Source organism: Enterococcus sp. AZ063 (genome assembly GCF_051715045.1).
GTDB lineage: Bacteria > Bacillota > Bacilli > Lactobacillales > Enterococcaceae > Enterococcus_D > Enterococcus_D casseliflavus.
Map to the genome: position 1 here is coordinate 3,386,456 of NZ_JBIOTA010000001.1, position 24,322 is coordinate 3,410,777.

Sequence of the window (24,322 nt, forward strand, 5' to 3'; positions counted from 1 at the left end):
GTGATTTTTGTCAAAAAACACAAAAAGATACTCGAAAAAAAGCAGATTAGCGTTTTTCCTCATAATAACTCAACAAGGGAAAGAACAGCGTCATGGTGGTTCCTTTTCCAACTGTCGACGAAGCCGTTAGCTCGATGCCTAATTCCTTCGCTAAACTTTTCGCTAAAAAGAGCCCTAATCCCGTCGAGTGGGTGTCCGTTTGGCGCCCATTTTCGCCCGTAAAGCCTTTATCAAAGATGCGACGCATGTCTTCTTTAGGAATGCCGATCCCACTATCTTGCAAGTGGAGATAGGTTCCTTGGGCATCTTTTTCGATCCGAATTGTCAGCTGCCCATTTTGTGGTGTGTACTTAACGGCATTGCTGACCAATTGTCGAAAGATAAAGCCGAGCCATTTTTCATCGGTCAACACTTGCTGATCCTCACCTTCAACGGCATAGTGCAGGTTCTTTTGGATAAAATAATTTGCCTGACTGCGTAAAACCGGCTGGATGACGGCTTTCAATGAAATTTCTTGGACCAGATAATCTTTTGAAAAGCTGTCCAAACGGGCGACGTACAAGACTTGCTCGACGTATTCGTTCATGCGGTTCAATTCATTTTCTAGTAAGATGAATTTTTCATCTGGAATATCAAATTCGATCGAATGCAAAAGCAATCGTGATGCGGCTAAAGGTACTTTGATTTCATGGACCCACGAATCGATGTATTCCTTTTGTTCTTCTTGATTGCTGACGACTTGCTGCATCAATTCTTGGTGCTCTCGGATCAACTGATTGATGTAAGATTCGATCCGTTCTTCTTCCGCCGAGCGTGCTCCTTGCAAGTAGTTTTGCAGCAAGCTGTCTCCGGGCTTGGGGGTGATTTTTTGCCAAAAACGCCGCTTAGATAAGTAGCTGATTGCCAAAAAGAACACCATCAAGACACTTTGCATCAAAAAGAGATAGCCGACTGTACCCCAATCCATCGGGGAATGAGGAGTCAGCCAAAAAACTAAGACCGTCAACACGAAAAAGACCAGCCAGCCAATAAACAGCAGCCAACGATCTTTCAAAAAACTGCGCAAAACCCGCCACTTTGTCATGGTACGATATACCCTTGACCAACCTTGGTTTCAATGTAGCCATTCATCCCCGCTTGTTCGATTTTTCGTCGCAAACGATTGATATTGACCGTCAAGGTATTGTCATCTACAAAACGCTCGTCATCCCATAAGGCCCGCAAGAGTTTTTCACGACTTAAAATCTTGCCGTGATTTTTCATCAAAATATACAGCAGGCGGTATTCGTTTTTGCTAAGATCGATGCTTTCGCCATTGATATACATGCTGCTGTTGTCGATATTGAGGGTCAAACCGTTATGCACTAACGTCTCGCTGCTGCTTTCTACATAGTTGTAGGAACGGCGCAATAAGGCATTGATTTTTGCAATCAGAACGTCGATCTCAAAAGGTTTTGTCACAAAATCGTCCGCCCCCATATTCATGGCCATGATCATATCCATATTGGTATTGCGACTGGAAATAAAAATGATTGGTACTTTGGAAGCTTCGCGGATTTTTTGACACCAATAGTAGCCATCAAAAACCGGCAAATTAATATCCAGTAAAATCAGTTGGGGCTCTTGTTCTTCAAAGTCAGTCAACACTTGATGGAAATCCGTCGTGCCAAAGGTCTCAAACTGCCATTTTTCTAGTTCTTCGATAATCAGTTGGCGAATCACCGCTTCATCTTCTACTACCATTATTTTTGCCATATCCGTGAATTCCCTCACTTTGCGTAATTTTCTCCTCTTTACTTTATCAAATATCAAAAACGAATGCGAACATTAATCGCCGTTTTTAGCAAACCCTAAAAAACCTCTTCACTGTCCTGAGGAATCAGTGAAGAGGCAAACAAAAAACGGACGACTAGGTTACTCGATGATCTCAACAGTCTCAATTAGTAGTTTTCCGATAAACAATAAAATCCCATCGAAAAAAAGCACACTCATGTTGACACCTAATAGCATTGATAACCGTTCAACGACATCGATTTTTGGTCGTTTGTTCAAATAACGAAACAAGAAAAAATTCACACCATACGTCACTGCCATGATCAGCAGCATCAAGATCACCATTTTAGTTCCCTGCTTTTCTTCAAATTTTTGGTTGCTGTGCTAAAAACTGTGTCAGTTTGCTTTGATCGATGGCTTCATACTGCGATAGGAAGCGACCGATCGCTTGAACGACTGCCGGTAGATGACCCGCTTCATCATTTTCGATCTGCAGCACCAGCAGTGGTTCGTGCAGGCTCATTCGCAGCAAGAACCAGCCTTGGCCATAGGGCGCTGCCAAGTTGATGCGAATACCTTCCTCATTTTCTGGATCGATCTGCCAGCCTGGCAGCAAATGATCGGCTAAATCCGCGATCACTTGGCGACCATAGTCTTGATAGTCGGCTTGTTGGATCGCAAAGCGCAATTCTTGGGTCTCGGCGGGTTGTTGCAACGCCGCGATCAGCTCATCCAGTGTCGTGCCTTGCTGTTGCAATTGAGGCAGCATCATCAAGAGCTTGGCGATCACGTACGCCCCGTCATCTAAAAAGAAATTTTCTTTAAACGCGGCATGCCCGCTGGTTTCGATGGCTAACTGTGTGTCCAGTCCTGCTTCATTCAATTCGATCGCTTTGTTGATCACATTGCGGTAGCCAGAAATATAGCGTACTTGCTGCCCTCCCAGTGCTTCGATAAAGGTTTTTAAATGATTAGAGGTTGGCGAATTGGTGACGATACGCGTGCCAGGGTGTTCCGCTAAGATGATCTTGCTTAATACAGCGATCATATTGTTGCGGTTCAAGGGCTCACCGCTTTTGGTCACGACGGCCGAGCGGTCGACATCGGTATCGAAAATAATGCCTAAATCAGCTTGTTCCCGCAAGACGGCTTCGCGAATACTTGCCATTGCCTCTTTATTGTCTGGATTCGGGATATGATTGGGAAAATGCCCATCCGGTTCTAAAAATTGCGAGCCATTCGTATCTGCTCCCAGCGGCAGCAATACTTTTTCAGCAAAAAAGCCGCCGGCGCCATTGCCTGCATCAACAATGATCTTTAATCCAGCCAAAGGTTTTTCCTCATTGGTTCCAATCCCTTGGCGAATTTTTTGCAGTAGATCTTGGGCATAAGGCGTCAGCAAGTCTTTTTGCTGATAGCTTCCTTTTTCCGCTGCCTCATGAACGGTAGTGTGGGTCAAAATATAGTGGATATCCGTTTTTTCGGCACCGCCTTGGCGGCTGAAAATTTTTATTCCATTAAAGTAATAAGGCAAATGACTCGCTGTCAGCATCACACCAGCATCACAGTCGAAATCCGCAAACTGTGTACTCATAAACATGGCAGGTGTCGTTGCCAAGCCGCAATCGATCACTGCCACGCCTTCTTGCTGCAGCTGTGCCATCAACACTTCTTGCAGTGCTTCGCCACTCAAGCGACTGTCACGACCGACTCCCACGCGAAAAGGACCGCTGCCCTTTGTTGCCAACCAGTTGCGCAAGCCCGAAGCAACTTGCCGAACCGCTTGCTCTGTCAGTGTCACCTGCTCTTTTTCTGTTGCGATCGCAATTCCTCGAATATCAGAACCATTTTGCAAATCAACGATGTTCATTTCCTCCACCCCTTCTTGTAACCGGAATCAATTTTATTATACCAGAGAAAAAAGGAAATGAAATTGCTTTTTAGTATTTTTTACTATAAATAGTTTGCTTCCCTTACTCTTTAAACGGAATCCCTTCCAGTTGCAGTAGTCGGCGTTTGGTTGCTAACCCGCCCCGGTACCCCGTCAAGCGGCCGTTTTTTCCTAACACCCGATGACAAGGAACCACGATCATCATCGGGTTACGCCCCACTGCATTTGCGACAGCGCGGACAGCAGTCGGTCGTTGAATGCGCAGCGCCAAGTCACTATACGTAGTGGTTTGCCCATAAGGAATTTGGGTCAGTGCTTGCCAAACGGTTTGTTGAAATGGTGTCCCGACAAAATCAAACGCAAAAGTAAATGTCACTGGTTCCCCTGCAAAATAAGCTTGCAGCTGCGCTTCAATTACTGGATCAAGGTCAACTGTACTACTGATTTCAGCCAATGGAAAGAACTTGAGTAATTCATGATGATCCTGCTGCCGACCAAAATAAACTAGCCCTTTTTCCGATTGGACCACTTCATACCACTCATCATCTAAAACGATCTTTGCCAATGCTAGTTTCATATTTTCACCTCATGGAATCCATTTTTCGCAGCACAACTGCTTATGTGCTGCCGCCGTTGTGCGGCTATCTCAGTGACAGTATACCATTTTTTCGAGCTGCGCAAAAAAACCGACTGGCTTATTGCCAATCGGTCGTTGCAAACAAGGGGAAAAATAGGTAGATCGCCAGTCGCTGCAGCTTCAAGCCGTAGCCATGGCAGGATCAATCCAATTCGATTTTTCCAGTATAGAGCTGATAATAGGTGCCTTTTTCCGCCAATAGCGTTTCATGAGTCCCCCGCTCAATGATACGGCCATGATCCATCACCATGATGGCATCGGAGTTTTGGATCGTAGATAATCGATGAGCAATCACAAACACGGTCCGTCCAGACATCAAACGGTCCATCCCTGATTGGACGATCCGCTCTGTACGGGTATCGATGCTTGAGGTGGCTTCGTCTAAGATCATCACTGGCGGATCAGCGATCGCTGCCCGCGCAATTGCCAACAGCTGACGTTGCCCTTGGGAAAGCCCTTCGCCATCGCCCGTGATCACGGTGTCGTATTTTTCTGGCAAGTGGTTGATAAACATGTCGGCATTGGCTAATTTCGCAGCTGCCAGCACTTCTTCATCACTAGCATCCAGTTTTCCGAAGCGAATATTCTCGCGAATCGTTCCAGTAAACAAATGGGTGTCTTGCAACACGATCCCTAAGGAGCGGCGCAGGGATTCAAGATGGATTTTTTCAATATTGATGCCATCATAACGAATCTTCCCGTCTTGGATGTTGTAGAACCGATTGATCAAATTGGTGATCGTTGTCTTACCAGCACCTGTGGCACCAACAAAAGCAACTTTTTGCCCAGGCTCTGCATACAGATTGATATCATGTAAGACCAGTTGATTGTCGACATAGCCGAAATCAACATCTTCAAATCGCACGTCTCCCGTCACTTCCGTATAGGTAATGGTCCCATCCTCGTGGGGATGTTTCCACGCCCACGTGCCTGTTCGTTCTTTGGTTTCAACTAGCTGACCTTGCGACCATTTGGCATTGACCAGTGTGACGTAGCCATGATCGATTTCTGGCGTTTCATCTAATAGATGGAAGATCCGCTCGGCACCAGCTAACGCCATGATCACAAAATTGATTTGTTGTGACACCTGGCTGATAGGACCATTTAATGAACGGCTCAGCTGCAAGAAAGAAGCGATCATCCCGACCGTTAGGCCAGAAACACCATTGATGGCAAACAGGCCCCCAATGATGGCGATCAAGACATATTGGACATTCAGTAAGTTCATCATGATCGGCATCAAGGTATTGGCATTGACATTGGCTTTAGTGGCACTTTCTTGTAGTTGGTCATTTAAGGCATCAAATTCTTCCATGACGATTTTTTCATGATTGAAGATCTTGACGACTTTTTGCCCGTGCATCATTTCTTCGATATACCCGTTGACAGCGCCTAAATCTCGTTGCTGTGCGCCAAAGAAGCGGCCGCTGCGGCGAGAAATGATGCGGATCACATTCAGCATCAAAATAATCGACAGCATCACGAACAAAGTCAATGGGACACTGATGGAGAACATAGCGATAAAGACAGAACAAAAGGTTACCGCCGCCATCATCAAGTTGGGAATACTTTGGGAGATCATTTGGCGCAACGTATCCGTATCGTTGGTAAAGTGACTCATGATGTCGCCATCTGAGCGGGCATCAAAGTAACCGACGGGTAGAGACTGCATATGCGTAAACATTTGGTCACGGATTTTTTTCTGCGTCCCCTCACTGATCTTGACCATCATAAAGTTATAGATCAGTGCGGCCAAGATCCCAATCAGGTAGATGATCGCCATTTGAACGATCGCCCGAAACAAACCGCCAAAATCAGGATTGGCTTGCCCTAAAAGCGGTGTGATATGATCGTCGATCACGACTTGTAAAAACAACGAACCGCGAACGTTGGCAAAGGCACTTAATAAGATCATAACAACGACGAATAGGAGTTGTCCTTTGTAGTCGCCAAACATCGTCCGCAATAAGCGTTTCAATGTGCGCTTGGGATTTGCTGCTTGTCTATTCTTCACCTTCACCAAATCCTTTCTGCTGCGAATGGTACACTTCTTGATAGATGGCATTGTTTGCCAATAATTCTTCATGGGTACCGATGCCGTTGATTTTGCCATCATCCATTACGATGATCCGATCTGCATCTTCGATCGAATTGATCCGTTGGGAAATAATGATCGTCGTCGTTCCAGGGATTTCTCGTTTCAAGCCTTCACGAATACTGCGGTCGGTTTTGGTATCGACGGCACTGGTAGAATCATCGAGGATCAAGATTTTCGGTTTCTTCAACAAGGCACGAGCAATCGTCAACCGTTGTTTTTGTCCACCAGAAACATTGTTTCCTCCTTGTGAGATCTGCGTTTCATATTTATCAGGAAATTCTTGAATGAAGGGATCGGCTTGTGCGATCGTTGCCACGCGCTGGATCTTTTCATCCGACGCCTCTTCATTGCCCCAACGTAAATTGTCGTTGATGGTGCCGCTGAAAAGGACATTGTTTTGCAAGACCATACTTACTTGGTCCCGCAATGCTTCTAAATCATAGTCGCGAACATCATGACCGCCGACGATGACACGCCCTTCAATCACATCATATAAGCGCGGGATCAGCTGGACGAGGGTGGATTTTCCGCTCCCGGTCCCGCCAATGACTCCAATGACTTCCCCGGATTCGATACGCAGATTTGCATCCGTCAGCGCCAGCTTGTTTTTGTCATTGGCGTAACTAAAGCCGACATTCTCAAAAACGATGGAGCCGTCTTTGATCTCTTTGACTGGATCGGCGGGATTTTTCAAGTCACTTTCTTCATCTAATACTTCTACGACCCGTTCGGCAGACGTTCGTGCGATCAAAATCTGCACGAAAGCCATCGACATCATCATCAAGCTCATCAAAATCTGCATCGTGTAGTTGAACATGCTGACTAACTCACCAGTGGTCAGGCTACTTTGTTCCACGATCAGCTGGGCACCAAACCATGACAGGAGCAGCATACACGTATAGACAGAAAATTGCATCAATGGCATGTTGAAAGAGACGATTCGTTGCGCAAGCGTGAAATTCCGATAAACATCGGTGGACACTTCGCCAAACAGTTCTTCTTGCTGTTCTTCCCGGACATACGATTTCACGACGCGAACCCCTTGTAAATTTTCTTGCACCACATTATTCAGGCGGTCATAAATGCGGAATACTTTTAAAAACAGCGGGTGGGCAAAACGTATAACTAAAGCCAGACCAATCGCTAAGATCGGTAAAACAACCAGATAGATCGTCATAAGTTCTGGACTGATGGTGCTAACCATTGCAAGTGAAAAAATCAGAACTAACGGACTACGGACCAGAATACGAATAATCATTTGGTAAGCATTTTGGACGTTGGTCACGTCAGTGGTCAAGCGGGTGATCAAACTGGAGGAAGAAAAGCGGTCAATGTTTGAAAAGGAAAAATCTTGGATTCGGCGAAACAGATTGTGCCGCAGGTTGCGGGCAAAACCAGCCGAAGCGATCGCTGCCGTTCGTCCGCCAAGCGTTCCTAAAAGTAATGCGATCAAGGAACATAAAAAAAGCAAGCCGCCATCTCTTAGAATCACACCGGCGTCTCCTTTTTCGATCCCTTGGTCGATCATCATGGCCATGATCAGGGGCATAATGACATCTAAGGCAACCTCTCCTGCTACATACACAGGGGTCAGCAAGCTGTCCTTCTTATAGCTGCCAACATTCGCGAGTAATTTTTTTATCATTTGTTTCGTCCCTTCTATAGATGGCACTGCGGAGCCATTTTTTATCGTTACCATCAAGTTTACTTTATCGACCCAGCGATTTCAAGCGGCTCGCTTGTGTTTTTTTTACAATTAGTAAGTAAAAAGCACCCTTCCAAAAAGAAGGGTGCTTGCTTTTTTGATGCGGTTTGAAAAAGCACTTAGTAAGGATTATTCGGTAGCGTTTGAACCAGCGGTACTGATCGGTTCATCGACATCGTCACCGCCATCATCTGCCGGCGGTGTTTGGGTACTGCCTTGCAGATTGCCGCGGCTGATCCCGATGGTGATCCACGTTTCTAGGGGAATAAACTCGCCGTAGCGGCTCATTTCAACAACGGTTCCTTTTGGTTCCGCCGAATCGACATAGTAGATTTCGTAATAGACGTTGGCGCCTTTTGATTTGTATTCATCAAAGAATAGTTTTGGCAAGTCGCCTTCCGTTGCTTGGAAACGGATGTCTTTTAAATATGGTCGGCCTAATGAGTAGACGACTTTGACGGTTGGCAAAGTATCGCTTTCGCTGTATTCTTTGCCTGCTTCTTCCGACTGGCTCAAGAAACTACCATACGCCACTTGATCGGAATAGACTGTGCTGACTTGCAGCGGGATTTTCGATTCTAGTCCTTGGGCTTCTTCGATCGTGTATTGTGAAAAATCTGGAACGGTCAATGCTTGGCCTTTTGAGACCTTCACCACAAATTCATCTTTTTTCGCGAGTTTGCTGCCTTTGACTGGTTCTTGTGAAACCACCAGATCCAGGGCGACACTGTCAGAAAAGACGGTTTCTTCTTTGTATTTCAAGTCATTCTTTTTCGCCCATTCAGAAGCTTCACTCTTGGCTTTGCCCGTAAAATCAGGTACTTCAATATTCTTTTCAAAGACCTCTTTCCCTTTTGAATAATAGACACTCAAACGGTCTTTGCGTTTGTATTCCGCCAAATCAAGCTCTTTGTTGACCGCCTCTTGTTTAATAAAGGCTTCTGCTGCTACGTTGTCGTCAAATTGTTCGATCAAAGAGAGGTTCTCGGCTTTATTGCTGGCGATCCATTCTTTTGCTTCGGTCACTTGCATCGCTGAAAAATCTGGCAGCTCTAAGCGTTCTTCAGGATCAGGCCCGAGACTCGCCGTCAGTGTCAATGTGGCACCCTTCTTGATCTTTTTGTCAGGGTCAACACTTTGGTCGATCACTTGGTTGACGTCTTTGTCAAAATCATATTCTTGCTCCACTTTGATAGCGACGCCTTCTTCCATGCCCCACGTCCGCGCTTCTGACAGATCTTGGGCAGTGAAATCTGGCACCTTCACATGGGTCATTTGATAGTAGACGATCCCAATCACGGCAACCGCCAAGGCGGTCAGTAGGGCAATCAGCAAGATTTTTTTCTGCTTACGCTTTTTGTAGGTCGGATCAAATTCCGTTTCTTCTTTCCCAAACCGGCTGACTGGTTCCTTTGATGCTACCTTCTCCGTCGAAGAACTCGCCGCTTTTGCTTCAGTCGTCTGTGTTTGTTGACGGGCTGCCGAACGACTCAGTGGCTCACTAGCGGTCGACTCTTCTGATTGGTGAACCGGAGTCGGCTCTGCTGGTTTGCCCGCTTGCTCCGCGCCACTTGCGTTTTGATCTACGACAGGTTCGCTGGTTTTTTTCTCGCGATCAGGCGTGGGTTTCTTTTTGCCATCATAGTTGTCCGGGCTAAAATTTGATAAAAAATCACTCATGTTTGCTCAACACACCTTTACGTAAATACAAGACTTCATCCGCTTGTTGAGCGATCTCGTTGGCGTGGGTCACGACGATCACACATTTGTTGTGGACGTGTGCCAGCTCTTTAAAGATATCGATGATTTCTTGTTCCATTTCTTCATCCAAATTCCCGGTTGGTTCGTCCGCTAAAATGATATCGACATTGGTGGCTAACGCCCGGGCGATCGCTACCCGTTGTTGTTCCCCACCAGATAATTGATTGACGAGACGATCGGCTTTTTCTTTAGTGATGCCTATATAATCCAGCAAATTGTACGCCACTTCTCGTTGATTGTCTGGTAGCTGATTTTTCGTGATCGCCATCGGCACTAAGACATTTTCGACTGCACTCAAATAGGGAATCAGATTATAGCTTTGGAAAATGATACTGATGTCGTCGCGGCGATAATTCTCATGCCCGATTTTTTCGATATCGGTGCCTTCATAAAGTACTTGACCGCTTTTCGGACTATCCAACGCACTGATCAAGGATAAAAACGTCGTTTTTCCCGAACCAGATTGTCCTAAGATGGCATAGAAAGTCCCTTTTTCAAAAGAAACAGAGGTCTCTTTCAGTATATAGCGGCGCTGATCGCCGTCTTGGTAATAGTAATCGACTGCTTTCGTTTCTAATAAAGTCATCGTTGGTTCCTCCTACATCATGATTTTCTTTGGATTCAAGCGTAAAATATACAATAGCGGTAAAATCGCTGAGAGTAAGACAGTTCCTAGACCTAACAGCAGATACGTGATGATGTAGCCGGCTGAGAAGGATACTTGATAAGCATTTTTGATATCCATGTAATCAATATTAGCTGCTATCATACTGCCATAATAAACACCGCCCATCTCATTTTGATTGCTCATCCAATCGTTTTGCATCAAGGTATTTGAAACGGCACCACCTAATAAGTTCCCGGTCACTAAGGACAATAGCAGTGCGGCTAAACTAACCAGCAAGACTTCAATCACGATCTGACCAATGACTTTCCCACGACTTTCCCCCAAGGAAAGATAGATGCCTAATTCTTGTTTCCGATCTCGTAAGAAAAGCAAGACCACTAAGGAAATGATAAAGATGGTAGCGATCGATGCAATGATCACGATGTAATTTGCGATCACTCCTAAACGAGTAAAACCACCGGCGATCTGCTCGTATTGATCCGTATTGGCAACGACGCGGTAATATTGGGGCAATAACGCACCAGCTTCTTGTTTAAAGGCTTCGACGTCATCCGTTGAATTTAGGACAAAGATCGGTTGATAAAAGTTATCTGCATCTTCATCGATTGTTTCACCCCAAACCTTCTCTGCTTGAATCTTAGTGTAATCGAGGACTAGATTATTACTAGCATAAAACGTATTGATTTGATCCATCACTTGCCATATCGTATCGGAGTTTTGACTACCACTTTGATCCGATGAATCATTTTGATTGCTCTGATCTTTTTTAACTACCGAAAAAATTCCAGCGATCGTCACAGGATAATCAAAGCTGGCACTGTTGCTGTCATCACTAGTTTCTTCTGTGCCATCGTTTTCTTCGTCATCCACGATCTCGCTTCCACCGCCCATCATGATATCTGTCCGGATATCCCAAACCAACTGATCACCAACGCTCAAGTTATTCAGTTCAGCAACTTCTTTACTGATCAATACCGCATTCGTCAGTTCATTTAAATCTTTTTCCGTTAGGCCTTCGCCTTCATCGAGACGAATCAACCCTTCTTGCATATCTATTGGCTGTGTCAAATTGCCGCCTTTCAATGTGAAATATTGACCGCCCATCTGTATTGAACCATCTTCTGGTACATACGCTTTCAGTTCTTTCGTTTCTAAACTGCCCATCATTTGATAGTCATATTGTTTGACATAGCTTAACTGACCGATTTGCTTATAAACATCCAGCGCTGGTGGTTTCGGATAAAAATCCTCTTGAGACCGTTCTTCCTCCGAAACATCCGCATGGTCTTTATCAAAACCTTCCCAATCCATTTCCACCGTAGCTACGTTCCCCATTTTGCGTTTCGTCTCTCGCTCCACGTTGGCAGTGGATTGTTGAATTGCTACAGCACCAGCGATCACATTGCCTAGAATAAATAGAACTAAAAATAAAATAAATGATTTCCCTTTTCTTCTGGTGATACTTTTTAATGCACGCTGCCAAAAGTTCATTGTTATTTCCTCCAGTGACATTATTTTTTAACAATTATTCCATACTTCTCCTTCAAGAACAATCGCAATAAAGGGTCGTTTTTCGAATTCGAAATATTAAAAAACGAATACAAACGATATTTCCATTTAAAAACCCTTATAAAAGAACAAGAAAAAGATGTTAAATAACAAATAAAAGAATGGGATTTTTGCTAACAGTTTTGTAAGATTTCCCGATTTCAACTTAAATTTTACTTAAATTCCATCAAAAATGCTTGGCGCTTTCGAGAGTATAAAAAAACGAAGGAATTCTCTCACTCTTTCCCAGCGAGAAAATCCTTCGTTTTGTATCACTTATTTTTCTTTCGTATCGATCACAATCGTCACCGGGCCATCATTGACCAAGGCGACTTGCATATCTGCACCAAATTTTCCAGTAGCAACAGTGATCCCTTCGGCTTTTAAGCCTTCATTAAAAGCTTCGTAAAGCGGGATCGCAATACTTGGCGGTGCCGCTTGAATGAAGCTGGGGCGATTGCCTTTCTTGGTCTCCCCATAGAGGGTGAACTGTGAAATACTCAAGACGGCGCCATTTATACTTTCCAGTGACCGATTCATTTTACCTTCTTCGTCTTCAAAAACCCGCAGATTTTTGATTTTTCTTACGAGATAAGCCACATCGTCGCCTGTATCCTCATGGGTGATCCCCAATAAAACCATAAACCCTTGTTGGATCGCACCGACGATATTCTCCTCAATCGACACACTTGCTTGACTGACTCGCTGGATCACTGCCCGCATTCTTTCTCATCCCTTCGTACGTCTGACGCTGTAAACATCTGGAATCTGTTTGATCTTATCAACGATCGATTTCAAATGAGTCAAATTCTGAATCGCCACCGTGATGCGGATCGTTGCCATTTTGTCTTTGTTGGTTTTGGCTTCGACACTCACTAAGCGCTTCGTGACAGTGTTGACTGTCTGTAAGACATCATTGAGCAACCCAGAACGATCATAGCCGTAGATCTCAAGATCGGCATCGTATTCTTTGTTGATGTCGGTGGCATCTTCCCACTCAACATCGATCAAACGGTTCGCGGCGTCTTTGTTTTGAACATTGGGACAATCGCTACGGTGGATCGAGATTCCTCGACCTTTGGTAATGTAGCCGACGATCGAATCTCCAGGGACCGGATTGCAGCAGCGGGAGATACGGATCAACAAGTTATCGACCCCTTCAATGACAATGCCGCCTTCGTGACGAACCTTCATTTTTTCTGGTTCTTTTTTCGTCGGTTGATTGATCATCTCTTGGACTTGCTGCTTTTGCTTCTCGATTTGTTTCTCGCGCCGTTCTTCTTCGGTCAAACGGTTGGCTAAAGTCGTGGGACTAACTTCCCCATAGCCGACAGAGGCAAATAGATCATCTTCTGTTTGGTAGTTGAACCGTTCGCAAGCTTCCGCCATTTTGCTTTTCGTCAAAAATTCTTTTGGCACAAAGCCCATATCTTGTAAGGTACGAACCACTGCCTCATGCCCTTTGATGATGTTTTCATCACGATCTTGGGCTTTAAAAAATCGTTTGATTTTGTTCTTCGCTTTGCTGGTAGCCACTAGTTTGACCCAGTCGCGGCTTGGACCAAAGGAATTTGGTGAGGTCAAGATCTCGATAATGTCCCCATTTTTTAGCTTGTAGTCCAATTGGACCATCTTGCCGTTGACCTTGGCGCCGGTGGTTTTGTTACCGATGTCGGTATGGATGCTATAGGCAAAATCCAGGGGACTGGAGCCTTGAGGCAACTCCGTCACATCACCTTTTGGCGTAAATACATAGACTTTGTCGCTGAAAATATCGCCTTTGACACCTTCCATAAATTCAGAAGCATCATAGCTTTCATCTTGTAGTTCCAAGATTTCTCGGAACCAGCCAACTTGTTGGGTCATCTTGTCGGCTCTGACTTTTTCGGTCTTGCCTTCTTTATAGGCCCAGTGCGCAGCAACCCCAAATTCAGCGATCTCATGCATTTCATGGGTCCGAATTTGGATCTCGACAGGATTGCCTTTGGGACCAATGACCGTCGTATGCAGCGATTGGTACATGTTGGCTTTTGGCATCGCGATATAATCCTTGAACCGTCCAGGCATTGGTTTCCATTTTGTATGGATCGTTCCCAAAACCGCATAACAATCTTTGATGGAGTCAACGATCACTCGGATCGCCAACAAATCATAGATTTCATTGAACTGTTTCTTTTGGTCTTTCATCTTGCGATAGATCGAGTAAATATGCTTTGGTCGGCCATAGATCTCAGCATAGATATCTAGTTCCTCGGTGGCGATCCGAATCTCTTCTACGGTTTCAGAAACGTAGGATTCCCGTTCTTCTCGCTTTGTCTGCATCAAATGCACGATTCGGTAATATTGCTGTGGATTCAAATAACGCAAAGAAATATCTTCTAATTCCCATTTGATGCGGCTGATCCCTAAACGATGAGCCAATGGGGCATAGATTTCCATCGTTTCTTGGGCGATGCGGCGCTGTTTGTCTTCCCGCAGATGTTTCAACGTGCGCATATTATGTAAACGGTCAGCCAGTTTGACCATGATGACCCGTAAATCTTGCGCCATGGCGATCAACATTTTTCGATGATTTTCTGCTAATTGTTCTTCATGAGATTTGTACTTGATCTTACCCAGCTTGGTCACGCCATCCACTAGCATCGCTACATCTGCACCGAATTCTTCTTTCAGATCGGCTAACGTCACATCGGTATCTTCGACGACATCATGCAAAAAACCAGTTGCAACGGTATGAGGATCCATCTGCAATTCTGCCAAGATCCCCGCAACTTGGATTGGATGAATAATGTAAGGCTCGCCGGATTTACGGAATTGTTCTTTATGGGCTTCTGTCGCGTAATCTAATGCTTTTTGGACAAAGGCAACATGCTCTTCACTCATATAATGAGCGACCAATTTGATGACATTGGGCCCGGTCAATATAACTTCTTTTGCCATTCATTCCGCCTCCTGCTTTTCTTTTTTGTGCTATCAAAAAGGCAGACAGAAGTCGCTGTTAACGTTTCGTCACGCACCCAAAGCCTTGCGGACAAACGTTCTAAGCATGGGACTCCTGTCTAACCTGCAGTTCTTATTTAGTAGTATTATTATACAAATTTTTCAGCTATTTTTCAATCGCTGTTGTTCAAAGCACATCGGGCGACGGCTGGTCCTTAAGCAATTCTTCAAAAACATGATACGAGAGCCCGATTTTCTCAGCGCCAGCAGCCTGTAGTGATTGCAGCGCTTGTTCATCTACTGTGTCAGGATTGATCTGGATCGACAGTTGACTGCCGCCATCTAAGGAAAACAAGCTCACGTCATGCAATGCTTCTGCTAGTGGTTGTTTTTGCCCTAACACAATCTTTGGCCAAGCTTCTTCTTTCAAGCGTTGTGCTACTTGGATCTTCGTCAATTCATTCATGATCTCGGTTTGCACAGCTAAGCGGATCTCTCCTCCTGTCAAGGTCAAGGAGCGGATCGTTTCAGTCAGCTCCGCAAAGCCACGATCATTTTCCATGAAGGAAGAAGCTGGCAGCCAGACTTCCAAAAAATCGGCGCCTTCCATAAACGCCCGACCAATTTCAAACGCCACCTTTGCCAGTGTTCCTTGGGCAAGGGGGTAATCGATCACTGCGCCGATTTGTAGGGAAGAGCCTTGTGCCAAGATTTTCGCTCGCCGAATGGCACTAGGCAAAACGACGACTTCCTTTAAGGTCGTCTTATATTGATTGATAAAATCCTTCAAGACCCAGTCGGTCAGATCGGCCGTCAACAAACGGACACTGATTGCTTCTTGGTTCTTATTCATCAACTCACATCCTCTTTAATTCCGTTAGCACACTGACAGCACTTAAAAAATAAAACGGTGCTGTTTCTGTTCGTAAAATTCGAGGGCCTAACCCGCATAATTTGGCGTTGTTTTGCTGGGCTTCTTCGATTTCGGAGGGGGTCAGACCGCCTTCTGGACCAAAGATCGCTAAAACTTTGCTGCCAACAGGCAATGCGGTGATCACTTGCAGCAGCATCGCTGCTTCTCCTTGTTTGGCTGATTCTTCATAAGCCACTAGGACCGCATCATACTGACTGAGGCTTTGCCAAAATGCTTTGGCGTTATCCAGCAGCGTGATGGCTGGTGCGATCTGCCGTTGGGATTGCTCCGCCGCTTCTTGGGCGATTTTTTGCAGCCGCTGCTGCTTTTTCTGTAATTTCTTTTGATCCCATTTCACGACCGAAGTTTGCGCAGGAAAACCGATAAAGGCTGCCGCCCCCAGTTCCGTTCCTTTTTGAACGATCAAGTCCAGCTTGTCGCCTTTCGGGTAGCCGCTAGCGATCGTGACCTGCAGCGGCAATTCCTTGTCCTGCTGTTCTTTTTCGACTTCCTCTAAGTACACCGTTTCTTCATCGGCTTCTTTGATCTTGGCAATGATCGCCAAATGATCCTCAAAGACTAAACCGACTTTTGCCCCGGGAGTCATGCGCATCACTCGGATCATATGGTGGAAGGGTTCTCCCGAAACGGCAAACACCGCTTTTGCTTCATAAGGCTCCTGTAAAAAATATCGCTGCATCTTACTCTACCTCTGGTTTTTTAAAGGCGATCGCATACCAGTCTTTTTGATTGAACAATTGATCGATCTCAAAGCCTTGTGCGATCATGGCATCGATCACTAATTGTTTTTTCGTCTCAATGATCCCAGAAACGATCAAGGTCCCTTCTTGCTTCAATAGACGCCACGCATCAGGGATCATCAATAAAATGATGTCCGCTAAAATATTAGCAACGATAAGATCAGCAGGGACCGTCACTCCTTGCAAGAGATCATTGGCCTGCACGGTCACATCGTGAGCAATAGGGTTCATCGCCATATTTTCTTGGGCGGACCTCACAGCGACTTCATCTAGATCATAAGCGAACACGTCTTTGGCACCTAAATATTTACTGGCGATACTCAACACGCCTGAGCCCGTCCCGACATCTAAGACGGTTTCACCGCCTCGCAAGTAGACTTCTAGGGCTTGTAATGTCAAGCGTGTCGTAGGATGCGTGCCGGTTCCAAAAGCCATCCCCGGATCAAGGGTGATGATCTTTTCCTCTTCTTGCAGCGGTTGATAGTTTTCCCAGCTCGGCACGATCGTCAGATAGCGGGAGATACGGACTGGATGGTAATATTTTTTCCAGGCCGTCGCCCATGCTTCTTCCACGACCTCGCTCGTTGTGATGGTGTTTTTGCCGATCGCCAAACCATATTCTGGCAGACGGTCGATGGCTGCTTTGATCGTCGGCAGCACTTCTGGTAAAAAGATCGTCTCTGGGAAATAGGCACTGACTTGGGCGCCTTCATCTAAGGTCGTATAGGTTTCTTTATCCAAAATTTCGCCATACGCATCGCTTTTAAAATTTTCGATATCTAAAACGTCCTCGATCGCTACCCCACTTGCTCCGTGTTCCATTAAAATATTGGCGACTGCTTCCACTGCTTCGCTAGCTGTCGCTACGGTTACTTCATTCCATTTCATGTTCGTTCTCCTTAGTAACTAGGGTACGGGATCATGGTTTCCCCAGCTCCCGCTTGATAGTTCGTCATTTTCTCCACAAATTCTTCTTCGTTGAATCGCAATTCAAAGATCGCTTCTTCACTGTCATCGTTCAAGAAATCAAGCAGATCGCTTTGGCCTTCTTCTAAAATTTCTTGAATGTAATCAACCAATCCGTCTAACAAGGCTTTTTGGATCCCTTTTTTCCCTGCATAAGGGATCGTCGCTAAATAATCTTCTTCATCAAACGTTGATTTTTGTGGATCATACAGCAAAATCCCATCTTCAAATTCAATGATCGCTTCTTCTGATGCCACACCTTGTGCATCGTCGATCTGCACGTGGTGAGGATTTTCAGCAAACAAGCGCAGCACCAATTCGATCGTATGATTTTTGGCATCCCAATCGATCGCCACATCATAGTCGGTGATTTTTTTCGTTAATCGCTGATCTAAGTAAGTCAATATCGTTTCTTTCGCCATCACTATTCCTTCTTTCTTAACACCATCCATGGTCTTGCTGAACAGCGGTTTTTCGTATATTTGTCAAATACGGATTGCCAGCCACCGCAAAACGAAGCGGCATCTGGGTCCATTCCCCTTTATTTGGGATACCAATCCGAGGCAATGCCAAAATTTCTTTTGGGGTACGTCGGCGCTCAGGAACCAAATGCAGTGGGCTTGTAAAAATCGATTCTCCATAAAGCTCAGCGGGGATCTGCAGTGCCTGTACCAGTTTCCCGGGGCCGTTGGCTACATCCGGTCCTGTTTTTTGTCGTTGTTGCTCCATCAAAGCGATCCCATCCACCGGTTCTAGCCCGCGAATCATGATTCCTTGCGGGATGCCTTTTGGCTGCGTAATAAAGTTGACGATTCGATGCGTATGCATCGTATATAAATAAATCGTACCTGGCTCCTGATACATCGCCCGAACCCTTGGTGTGTTTCGCATGCCCACACTATGAGCCGCCAGATCATCGGGACCTAGATACGCTTCACAATCCACGATATACCCACCTACTGTTCCTTCTGGGGTCTCATGTTCCAAATACATTCCTAATAAGGCACGTGCGATGGTCGTTGTCGGCTGTGTCGCAAAAAGTGCCATTAATTCATCCATTCTCATCACCCTCTTTATTCTACACAATTCTCGGCGAACTTACTATCTTTGACTACAGAGTTACGACGATCTCAACGATTTCTTTTCAACGAAACTGATTTTTGCTGACTGAGTGGAAAATAAGCGCCCTTTTGTTTCTGCAAAGACGCAAATCAGCTTGTTTATGAGAATATACGTTCTTATGTTATACTTACAGGAAAAGGAGAGGATCGTTTTATGCAGCAGCCACTTGCTTATCGAATGCGGCCACGGAACTTAGATGAAGTCGTCGGACAGCAGCATTTGGTTGGCCCGGGGAAAATCATTCGCCGAATGGTCGAAGCCAAAATGCTTTCTTCGATGATCCTATACGGACCGCCGGGAACCGGAAAAACCAGCATTGCCAGTGCGATCGCCGGCTCGACACGCTATGCGTTTCGCATGCTGAACGCCGCCACAGATACAAAAAAAGACCTGCAGATCGTGGCAGAGGAAGCCAAAATGAGCGGTACTGTCATTTTACTGCTTGATGAAGTCCATCGACTAGACAAGACAAAACAAGACTTTTTACTGCCCCATTTAGAAAGCGGCAAGATCATTATGATCGGTGCCACGACGGAAAATCCCTACATTACGATCAATCCAGCGATTCGCAGTCGGACACAGATTTTTGAAGTCAAACCGCTCCAAGAAGAAGACATTTTGACCGCCATTGATCAAGCCTTAGCAGATGAAACTCGCGGACTTGGATCAGAAACCATCGTATTGACCGATGATGCCCGCTTGCATCTCTCGCGAGCGACCAACGGTGATTTACGAAGTGCGCTAAACGGCTTAGAGCTCGCTGCTCGTTCCACCCCAAAAGGACCAGACGGCATTATTCATTTGACCTTAGCGATCATCGAAGAGTGCGTCCAGCGTAAAGCATTGACCCACGATAAAGATGGGGATGCGCACTATGATGTGATCTCTGCTTTTCAAAAATCGATTCGCGGCAGCGATGTGGATGGTGCGCTGCATTACTTAGGTCGTTTAGTAGAGGCAGGCGATCTGGCGATCATTTGTCGGCGCTTGATGGTCATCGGCTATGAAGACATTGGTTTAGCTAACCCAGCAGCCGCTGCTCGAACCGTCAATGCTGTGTTAGCCGCTGAACGTTTGGGCTTGCCAGAAGCTCGGATTCCGTTAGCCGATACAGTGGTCGATCTATGTCTGTCACCAAAATCCAACTCTGCTTACATGGCATTGGATGCAGCGATCGCAGATATTCGCAGCGGTAAAGCTGGCGGTGTCCCAGATCATTTACGAGACAGTCATTACAAGGGTGCCCAAAGCTTGAATCGGGGTGTCGGCTATCAATACCCACATAATTTTGATGATGCCTGGGTCGATCAGCAATACTTACCTGATAAGCTGAAAAATACTCATTATTACCAACCAAAAGCCACTGGTAAATATGAGCAAGCCTTAGGTCAACGGTACCAACAGTTGCAGCAGCGAAAGAAAAAAAACTAGGTACTTAAAAAAAATAGCGACTTTTTGGTATCGTTTTCAAACAACTTTATTGCACCTTCGTCATTCCTATGCTACTATAAGGGTGGGAATTCTGTGATGTACGAGTTGTCCCTTTTGTGTGTTGACCGAACATTTTTATTGATATCTTGGGATCCGTCTTGTGTCAATGCTGGTAACATGCCTTTTCCTTTGGTAGTTCGAAGCTTAGACCGTGGAACCCACCTGCTAGAATTTGCGGGATCAATACTATGGGAAAAAGAACGGCATCAACGGATATTACCCATTCTTTTTAGAATGTGCCATCTGTTTTTAACAGATGGCTTTTTTGCGTTTTCTAACCGATAGCAACAGTGAAACGTCCTTGCCTGACATCAGAGTAAGGGTGGCTTTTGCTATTCTTTCTAGGGTTCGCTATACTAAACTTATCAACTTAGGACAGGATGGCGTATGTTTATGATTCTTCTATTATTTACGATCGTGGCACTCGTATTATTCGGCACCAGTTATTTGCTTTATGCCAAACAAGCGATTTTTTTCACTTTGATCCCTACCACCGAGGCGAATAAGGTCTTCTTAAAAACCTATAGTCTCATTCATTTCCTTTTAGGCGTGGTGGCATTGGTTGTGGGCTTTGTCGATAAGGAGCTGATTGCCTTGTTTTATTTGGCTTTATTGCTGCTCTCTTCCGCATCTTTCAGCATCTTGTTGGCACAAAAAATGAAAAAAAAGAAAGATTAGGTTTTCTTTTTCCAGAAAAAAGCATTACAATAAAAGTAGAAGATAACAGATGGGAGTGTTTCTTATGTTACAACAATATCAACGAATCATGGTAGCCGTCGATGGGTCTAGCGAGTCAGAATTAGCCTTCAAAAAAGCCGTGAACGTGGCACAGCGGAATGATTCTGAATTGGTTTTAGCACATGTGATCGACACTCGTGCCTTTCAAACCGTTTCTTCTTTTGACGGCATGCTTGCTGAACAAGCAACCGAAATGGCCAAACAAACCTTGAAAGACTATGAGGATTGTGCCCGCAAGCATCAAGTAACTGCGGTCAAAACGGTGATCGAATACGGCTCGCCAAAACCGATCATTGCCAAACAATTGCCAGAAGATCACGACATCGATTTGATTATGATCGGTGCCACTGGTTTAAATGCCGTGGAACGAATCTTTATCGGTTCCGTTTCTGAGTATGTCATTCGCCATGCCGGCTGTGATGTGTTAGTTGTACGGACAGACCTAGAAAACAAAGTCCCAGCAAAAGACCACACGAAAGCTTAATAGTGAGACGACCTGCCGCTGCTTGGCAGGTTTTTTTTGTACAAAAAAAACCGTGACAAAAGCAAAAGAGGCAACGAGCGCTCAGGTCTCATTGGTCTTTTTGACTTTGGTCACAGCTCTTTGACAAGTCGGTTATCCAAACTTGTACAGCAAAAAATGAAAGCAAAGTAATAGGTACTCCTATCTAACCATGTTTCCGCTTGATTGTAAATAGTTTTTCTGAATTTTCTGAATAAATAGTTAATTTACCCATCCTTAAATAAAAAAAGCAAAGCGTCGCTTCCCTTAGGAAAAACGACGCCAAAATCTATGGTGATAATGGGCTATCCAAAGGACGCTGGTCAAGAGGATCACAAAGAAAACCGGACCATTCAATAACCAAAAATCAACCGAAGTCGCAGCAAAGCCGTAAAGGATGATAACAATGATGGAAAGAAACAGCGTTGCGATCGTTCCAATGGCTAACCCAAGACTCCCCGCCCCTCTCGTAAACAATTGACTGATGTTGGTCCAATCCAAAAGCAGCAGCCGATAATCACGAGCAAAATATTTCAAGCACAAAAGAAAACTGCTCCAAAGTGCCCCGATTAGAAAAGAGACAGCCAAAATCAGCGGCATTTTGAACAGAAGGACTGCTGCCAGCACGATGACTGCCGTTAAGCTCAGCTGCAAAACGACCCCAAAGCGGAATTTTTCCCGCAAGTAGCGCTTCATCGATAGCGGCAAGGAGCGGACAAACAAGAAATTCTCCTGATCCAGTGAGATCAAATTACTGATAAAAGAAGTCGGGTTGACCATCAATGCTGCCAAGGCGATCCCCGCCACAAAAACGACACCGATAAACCGCTCATCCAATTCACTTAACTGAATCGCTCCTGTAAACACAAAGGACACTAAGAAAATAATGGGCATCAGCAACGAAGAAGAAAAGACTTGCATGATCAAATTCGGATCTCGGATCAACTGCGAATTGTAATTAAACAACAGCTGGCCCAAGCCTTGATTGGGTTTATGCTTCCGACGAACACTCCCTTGGTTGGGCGCCGCGGCTGCCACTTGCTCATAAAACTTCGGCAAGATCAATCGATAGAGGGCAAAAAGCAACACGCCTGCTGTGGCGATGATCCCTAGCAAGCTAAGCAAACCAGTCGTTTGAAACGGTGCCACCATCACATAATAAAAGGGCAATAAAAAGCTGATCGCTCCCCGATCTACCACGTCTGTCTCATAAGTATTCACCTGATTCATCATTAAGACCCCGATCACAACAACCAGCATCGTCACGCCTAGCAATAAACTAGTGACCAATTTTTTATGCTTCAAGAAAAACTTGGTGCGCGTCAGGCTGAAGACGATCAAGCTGCAAATGCTGAAGATCAAGACTAAAAACAAGCCGAACAGCAAGAACGCCCATAAGATCGTCAGCAAGAAAAAGACATTTGCCCGAATCCCTGTCAGGAGAAATAAGACCAACAGAGGAAAAATAAACGGCGCAACGGTGAGAAATACCACCACGATCTTTGCCAAAAAAATTTCACTCTGTCGAAAGGGCAGCGGCAAATACGCTGGCAGATCTTGACTCTCGAAAAAGACATTGTAAATGGACGAAATCCCTTGGGAAAAGCCTAAGATCCCGAACAAAGCGACATAAGCGGTAAAAAAGCCTGGCATCTGACTAAAATCCAATGTGATCATCGTCAACCCATAGACTAGCAGAAACACTACCCCAGAAAGCGCATATTGAAACAACAAATAACTGGTCAAGGTCGAACCAGCCTTGCCTTTTTTGCGGGCTTTGTCTGTCAATTGGGGATTGGCATACCGCAAATTAACGGAGGTCATCGTCAGAAATTGTTGTTTTCGCATCTACGCTTCCTCCGCTTCTGCAAGAATCGCTTCTTCTTGACTTCTCCCAGTCATTTGCAGATAGATCTTTTCCAAAGAAAGCGACGGATGCTGTGCCAGCAAATCTGCCACTGAGCCATTGTACAGCAGCTCACCTTTTTTCAAAATCGCCAATTGATCGCACAACTGCTGGGCGGTGTCCAAGACGTGGGTGGAAAAAATCACGGTCTTGCCCTTGGCAGCGTGCTGTTTCATCATTTCTTTTAAATCATACGCCGCTTGGGGATCTAAGCCTTGTAATGGTTCATCCAAGATCCAAATGTCTGGATCGGGGATCAATGCCCCAATCAGCAGCGTTTTTTGCCGCATTCCATGGGAAAAGCTGGCGATGGTCTCTTCTTCATGAGACAGCATATCAAACAAGCGCCCTAATTTTTGCAAACGCTCGGCCTTTTCCCCTGCTGGCACCTCATACGCGGCGGCAATCAAGTCCCAATACTCCCCTGCCGTTAGCTGTAAAAACAAATCTGGCGTGTCCGGTACATAAGCAATTTGTTTTTTTATCGCTTCGCGATGTTCCACGAGGGATTGGCCATCAAAATAGATTTCCCCACTCGTCGGTTGCAAAATACTCACTAAGCTTTTGATCGTGGTCGACTTCCCTGCTCCGTTGTGTCCCAGAAAGCCAAAGATCTCCCCTTGACGGATCGTCAGGGAAAGATCAGACAACGCTTTTTTTGGTCCATACTGTTTCGTCAGATTCTTGATCTCAATCATTTTCCTGCCTCCTTATTCCATACCTATTGTTATCTTACGCTGAAAAGCAGGAAATGAAAAATGTTTATTGCCATTTTTAACAAATCAATTGACAGGAGCTGCAAAAACAAAGATAATAAGAGCACTTTAGGGGAGTAGCACATGGATCGTTCCATGATCTTAGATCAACAGCAAGCGGGAATCCGCTGGTTTAAGATGTTTCTTGCAAGACCTAAGTGGCAAGGGGCCGCTTAGGTCTTTTTGC

At 45.2% G+C, this 24,322-nt stretch carries 22 protein-coding genes and 1 other RNA gene; 4 read left to right on the forward strand and 19 right to left on the reverse strand.

Annotated features, from left to right (window positions below; all coding sequences use genetic code 11):
* Positions 1 to 46 precede the first annotated feature (46 nt).
* The 17 genes from sapS to IGK61_RS15960 all read right to left on the reverse strand — a co-directional run bounded on the left by sapS (position 47) and on the right by IGK61_RS15960 (position 18,680).
* A complete protein-coding gene (sapS, locus tag IGK61_RS15880) occupies positions 47 to 1,084 on the reverse strand; it encodes a two-component system sensor histidine kinase SapS (protein WP_016621950.1) in 1,038 nt (345 codons plus the stop codon).
* Entirely contained in the window at positions 1,081 to 1,755 is a 675-nt protein-coding gene (gene sapR, locus IGK61_RS15885) for a two-component system response regulator SapR (RefSeq protein WP_005227794.1), read from the reverse strand. The genes sapS and sapR overlap by 4 nt, the downstream gene beginning before the upstream one ends.
* A 159-nt stretch (positions 1,756 to 1,914) precedes the next feature.
* Positions 1,915 to 2,118 (reverse strand): hypothetical protein, encoded by a 204-nt coding sequence (locus tag IGK61_RS15890; protein ID WP_005227790.1) that lies wholly within the window; start codon positions 2,116 to 2,118, stop codon positions 1,915 to 1,917.
* A gap of 19 nt (positions 2,119 to 2,137) precedes the next feature.
* The gene (locus tag IGK61_RS15895) at positions 2,138 to 3,643 is read right to left on the reverse strand and encodes a phosphoglucomutase (protein WP_060792561.1); all 1,506 of its coding nucleotides are present in this window, start codon (positions 3,641 to 3,643) and stop codon (positions 2,138 to 2,140) included.
* A 103-nt stretch (positions 3,644 to 3,746) separates the two neighbouring features.
* Positions 3,747 to 4,241: a methylated-DNA--[protein]-cysteine S-methyltransferase gene (locus IGK61_RS15900; RefSeq protein WP_060792562.1), complete on the reverse strand. Its 495-nt coding sequence runs from the start codon at positions 4,239 to 4,241 to the stop codon at positions 3,747 to 3,749.
* Between the two features lie 202 nt (positions 4,242 to 4,443).
* Positions 4,444 to 6,366: an ABC transporter ATP-binding protein gene (locus IGK61_RS15905; protein ID WP_005227782.1), complete on the reverse strand. Its 1,923-nt coding sequence runs from the start codon at positions 6,364 to 6,366 to the stop codon at positions 4,444 to 4,446.
* Positions 6,305 to 8,044, reverse strand: coding sequence for an ABC transporter ATP-binding protein (locus IGK61_RS15910; RefSeq protein WP_074536174.1), 1,740 nt, complete (start codon positions 8,042 to 8,044; stop codon positions 6,305 to 6,307). Before IGK61_RS15910 ends, IGK61_RS15905 begins: the two co-directional genes overlap by 62 nt.
* A 189-nt stretch (positions 8,045 to 8,233) precedes the next feature.
* Positions 8,234 to 9,784 (reverse strand): PASTA domain-containing protein, encoded by a 1,551-nt coding sequence (locus IGK61_RS15915; RefSeq protein WP_074536175.1) that lies wholly within the window; start codon positions 9,782 to 9,784, stop codon positions 8,234 to 8,236.
* Positions 9,777 to 10,451, reverse strand: coding sequence for an ABC transporter ATP-binding protein (locus IGK61_RS15920; protein WP_005227776.1), 675 nt, complete (start codon positions 10,449 to 10,451; stop codon positions 9,777 to 9,779). Before IGK61_RS15920 ends, IGK61_RS15915 begins: the two co-directional genes overlap by 8 nt.
* A gap of 12 nt (positions 10,452 to 10,463) precedes the next feature.
* Positions 10,464 to 12,005: an FtsX-like permease family protein gene (locus IGK61_RS15925; protein ID WP_081343880.1), complete on the reverse strand. Its 1,542-nt coding sequence runs from the start codon at positions 12,003 to 12,005 to the stop codon at positions 10,464 to 10,466.
* Positions 12,006 to 12,317: 312 nt separating this feature from the next.
* The gene (gene dtd / locus IGK61_RS15930; protein ID WP_005227772.1) at positions 12,318 to 12,764 is read right to left on the reverse strand and encodes a D-aminoacyl-tRNA deacylase; all 447 of its coding nucleotides are present in this window, start codon (positions 12,762 to 12,764) and stop codon (positions 12,318 to 12,320) included.
* Between the two features lie 6 nt (positions 12,765 to 12,770).
* On the reverse strand, positions 12,771 to 14,981 hold the full coding sequence (locus IGK61_RS15935) for a RelA/SpoT family protein (protein WP_005227770.1): 2,211 nt from the start codon (positions 14,979 to 14,981) through the stop codon (positions 12,771 to 12,773).
* A gap of 187 nt (positions 14,982 to 15,168) precedes the next feature.
* Positions 15,169 to 15,834 carry a hypothetical protein gene (locus IGK61_RS15940; protein ID WP_005227769.1) on the reverse strand — a complete coding sequence of 222 codons (666 nt, stop codon included), beginning with the start codon at positions 15,832 to 15,834 and terminating at the stop codon, positions 15,169 to 15,171.
* A gap of 4 nt (positions 15,835 to 15,838) precedes the next feature.
* Positions 15,839 to 16,594: a 16S rRNA (uracil(1498)-N(3))-methyltransferase gene (locus tag IGK61_RS15945; RefSeq protein ID WP_015510470.1), complete on the reverse strand. Its 756-nt coding sequence runs from the start codon at positions 16,592 to 16,594 to the stop codon at positions 15,839 to 15,841.
* A gap of 1 nt (position 16,595) precedes the next feature.
* A complete protein-coding gene (gene prmA, locus IGK61_RS15950; RefSeq protein WP_074536177.1) occupies positions 16,596 to 17,543 on the reverse strand; it encodes a 50S ribosomal protein L11 methyltransferase in 948 nt (315 codons plus the stop codon).
* Positions 17,544 to 17,554: 11 nt separating this feature from the next.
* Positions 17,555 to 18,043, reverse strand: coding sequence for a DUF3013 family protein (locus IGK61_RS15955; protein WP_005227763.1), 489 nt, complete (start codon positions 18,041 to 18,043; stop codon positions 17,555 to 17,557).
* Positions 18,044 to 18,059: 16 nt separating this feature from the next.
* Complete coding sequence (locus IGK61_RS15960) at positions 18,060 to 18,680, reverse strand: DNA-3-methyladenine glycosylase (protein WP_010749036.1); 621 nt, start codon at positions 18,678 to 18,680, stop codon at positions 18,060 to 18,062.
* A gap of 216 nt (positions 18,681 to 18,896) precedes the next feature.
* Between IGK61_RS15960 and IGK61_RS15965 the strand changes: the two genes are divergently transcribed.
* The 4 genes from IGK61_RS15965 to IGK61_RS15980 all read left to right on the forward strand — a co-directional run bounded on the left by IGK61_RS15965 (position 18,897) and on the right by IGK61_RS15980 (position 21,456).
* Positions 18,897 to 20,174 (forward strand): replication-associated recombination protein A, encoded by a 1,278-nt coding sequence (locus IGK61_RS15965; protein WP_074536179.1) that lies wholly within the window; start codon positions 18,897 to 18,899, stop codon positions 20,172 to 20,174.
* Between the two features lie 85 nt (positions 20,175 to 20,259).
* Positions 20,260 to 20,454, forward strand: a non-coding RNA gene (gene ssrS / locus IGK61_RS15970) — 6S RNA.
* Between the two features lie 167 nt (positions 20,455 to 20,621).
* Entirely contained in the window at positions 20,622 to 20,912 is a 291-nt protein-coding gene (locus IGK61_RS15975; protein WP_010749034.1) for a hypothetical protein, read from the forward strand.
* Between the two features lie 64 nt (positions 20,913 to 20,976).
* Positions 20,977 to 21,456: a universal stress protein gene (locus IGK61_RS15980; protein ID WP_074536181.1), complete on the forward strand. Its 480-nt coding sequence runs from the start codon at positions 20,977 to 20,979 to the stop codon at positions 21,454 to 21,456.
* A gap of 285 nt (positions 21,457 to 21,741) precedes the next feature.
* On the opposite strand, the gene IGK61_RS15985 is transcribed toward IGK61_RS15980, so the two are convergent.
* The gene (locus IGK61_RS15985) at positions 21,742 to 23,322 is read right to left on the reverse strand and encodes an ABC transporter (RefSeq protein WP_074536184.1); all 1,581 of its coding nucleotides are present in this window, start codon (positions 23,320 to 23,322) and stop codon (positions 21,742 to 21,744) included.
* Positions 23,323 to 24,078 carry an ABC transporter ATP-binding protein gene (locus tag IGK61_RS15990; RefSeq protein WP_438844964.1) on the reverse strand — a complete coding sequence of 252 codons (756 nt, stop codon included), beginning with the start codon at positions 24,076 to 24,078 and terminating at the stop codon, positions 23,323 to 23,325. It lies immediately after the preceding gene.
* Between the last annotated feature and the right edge of the window lie 244 nt (positions 24,079 to 24,322).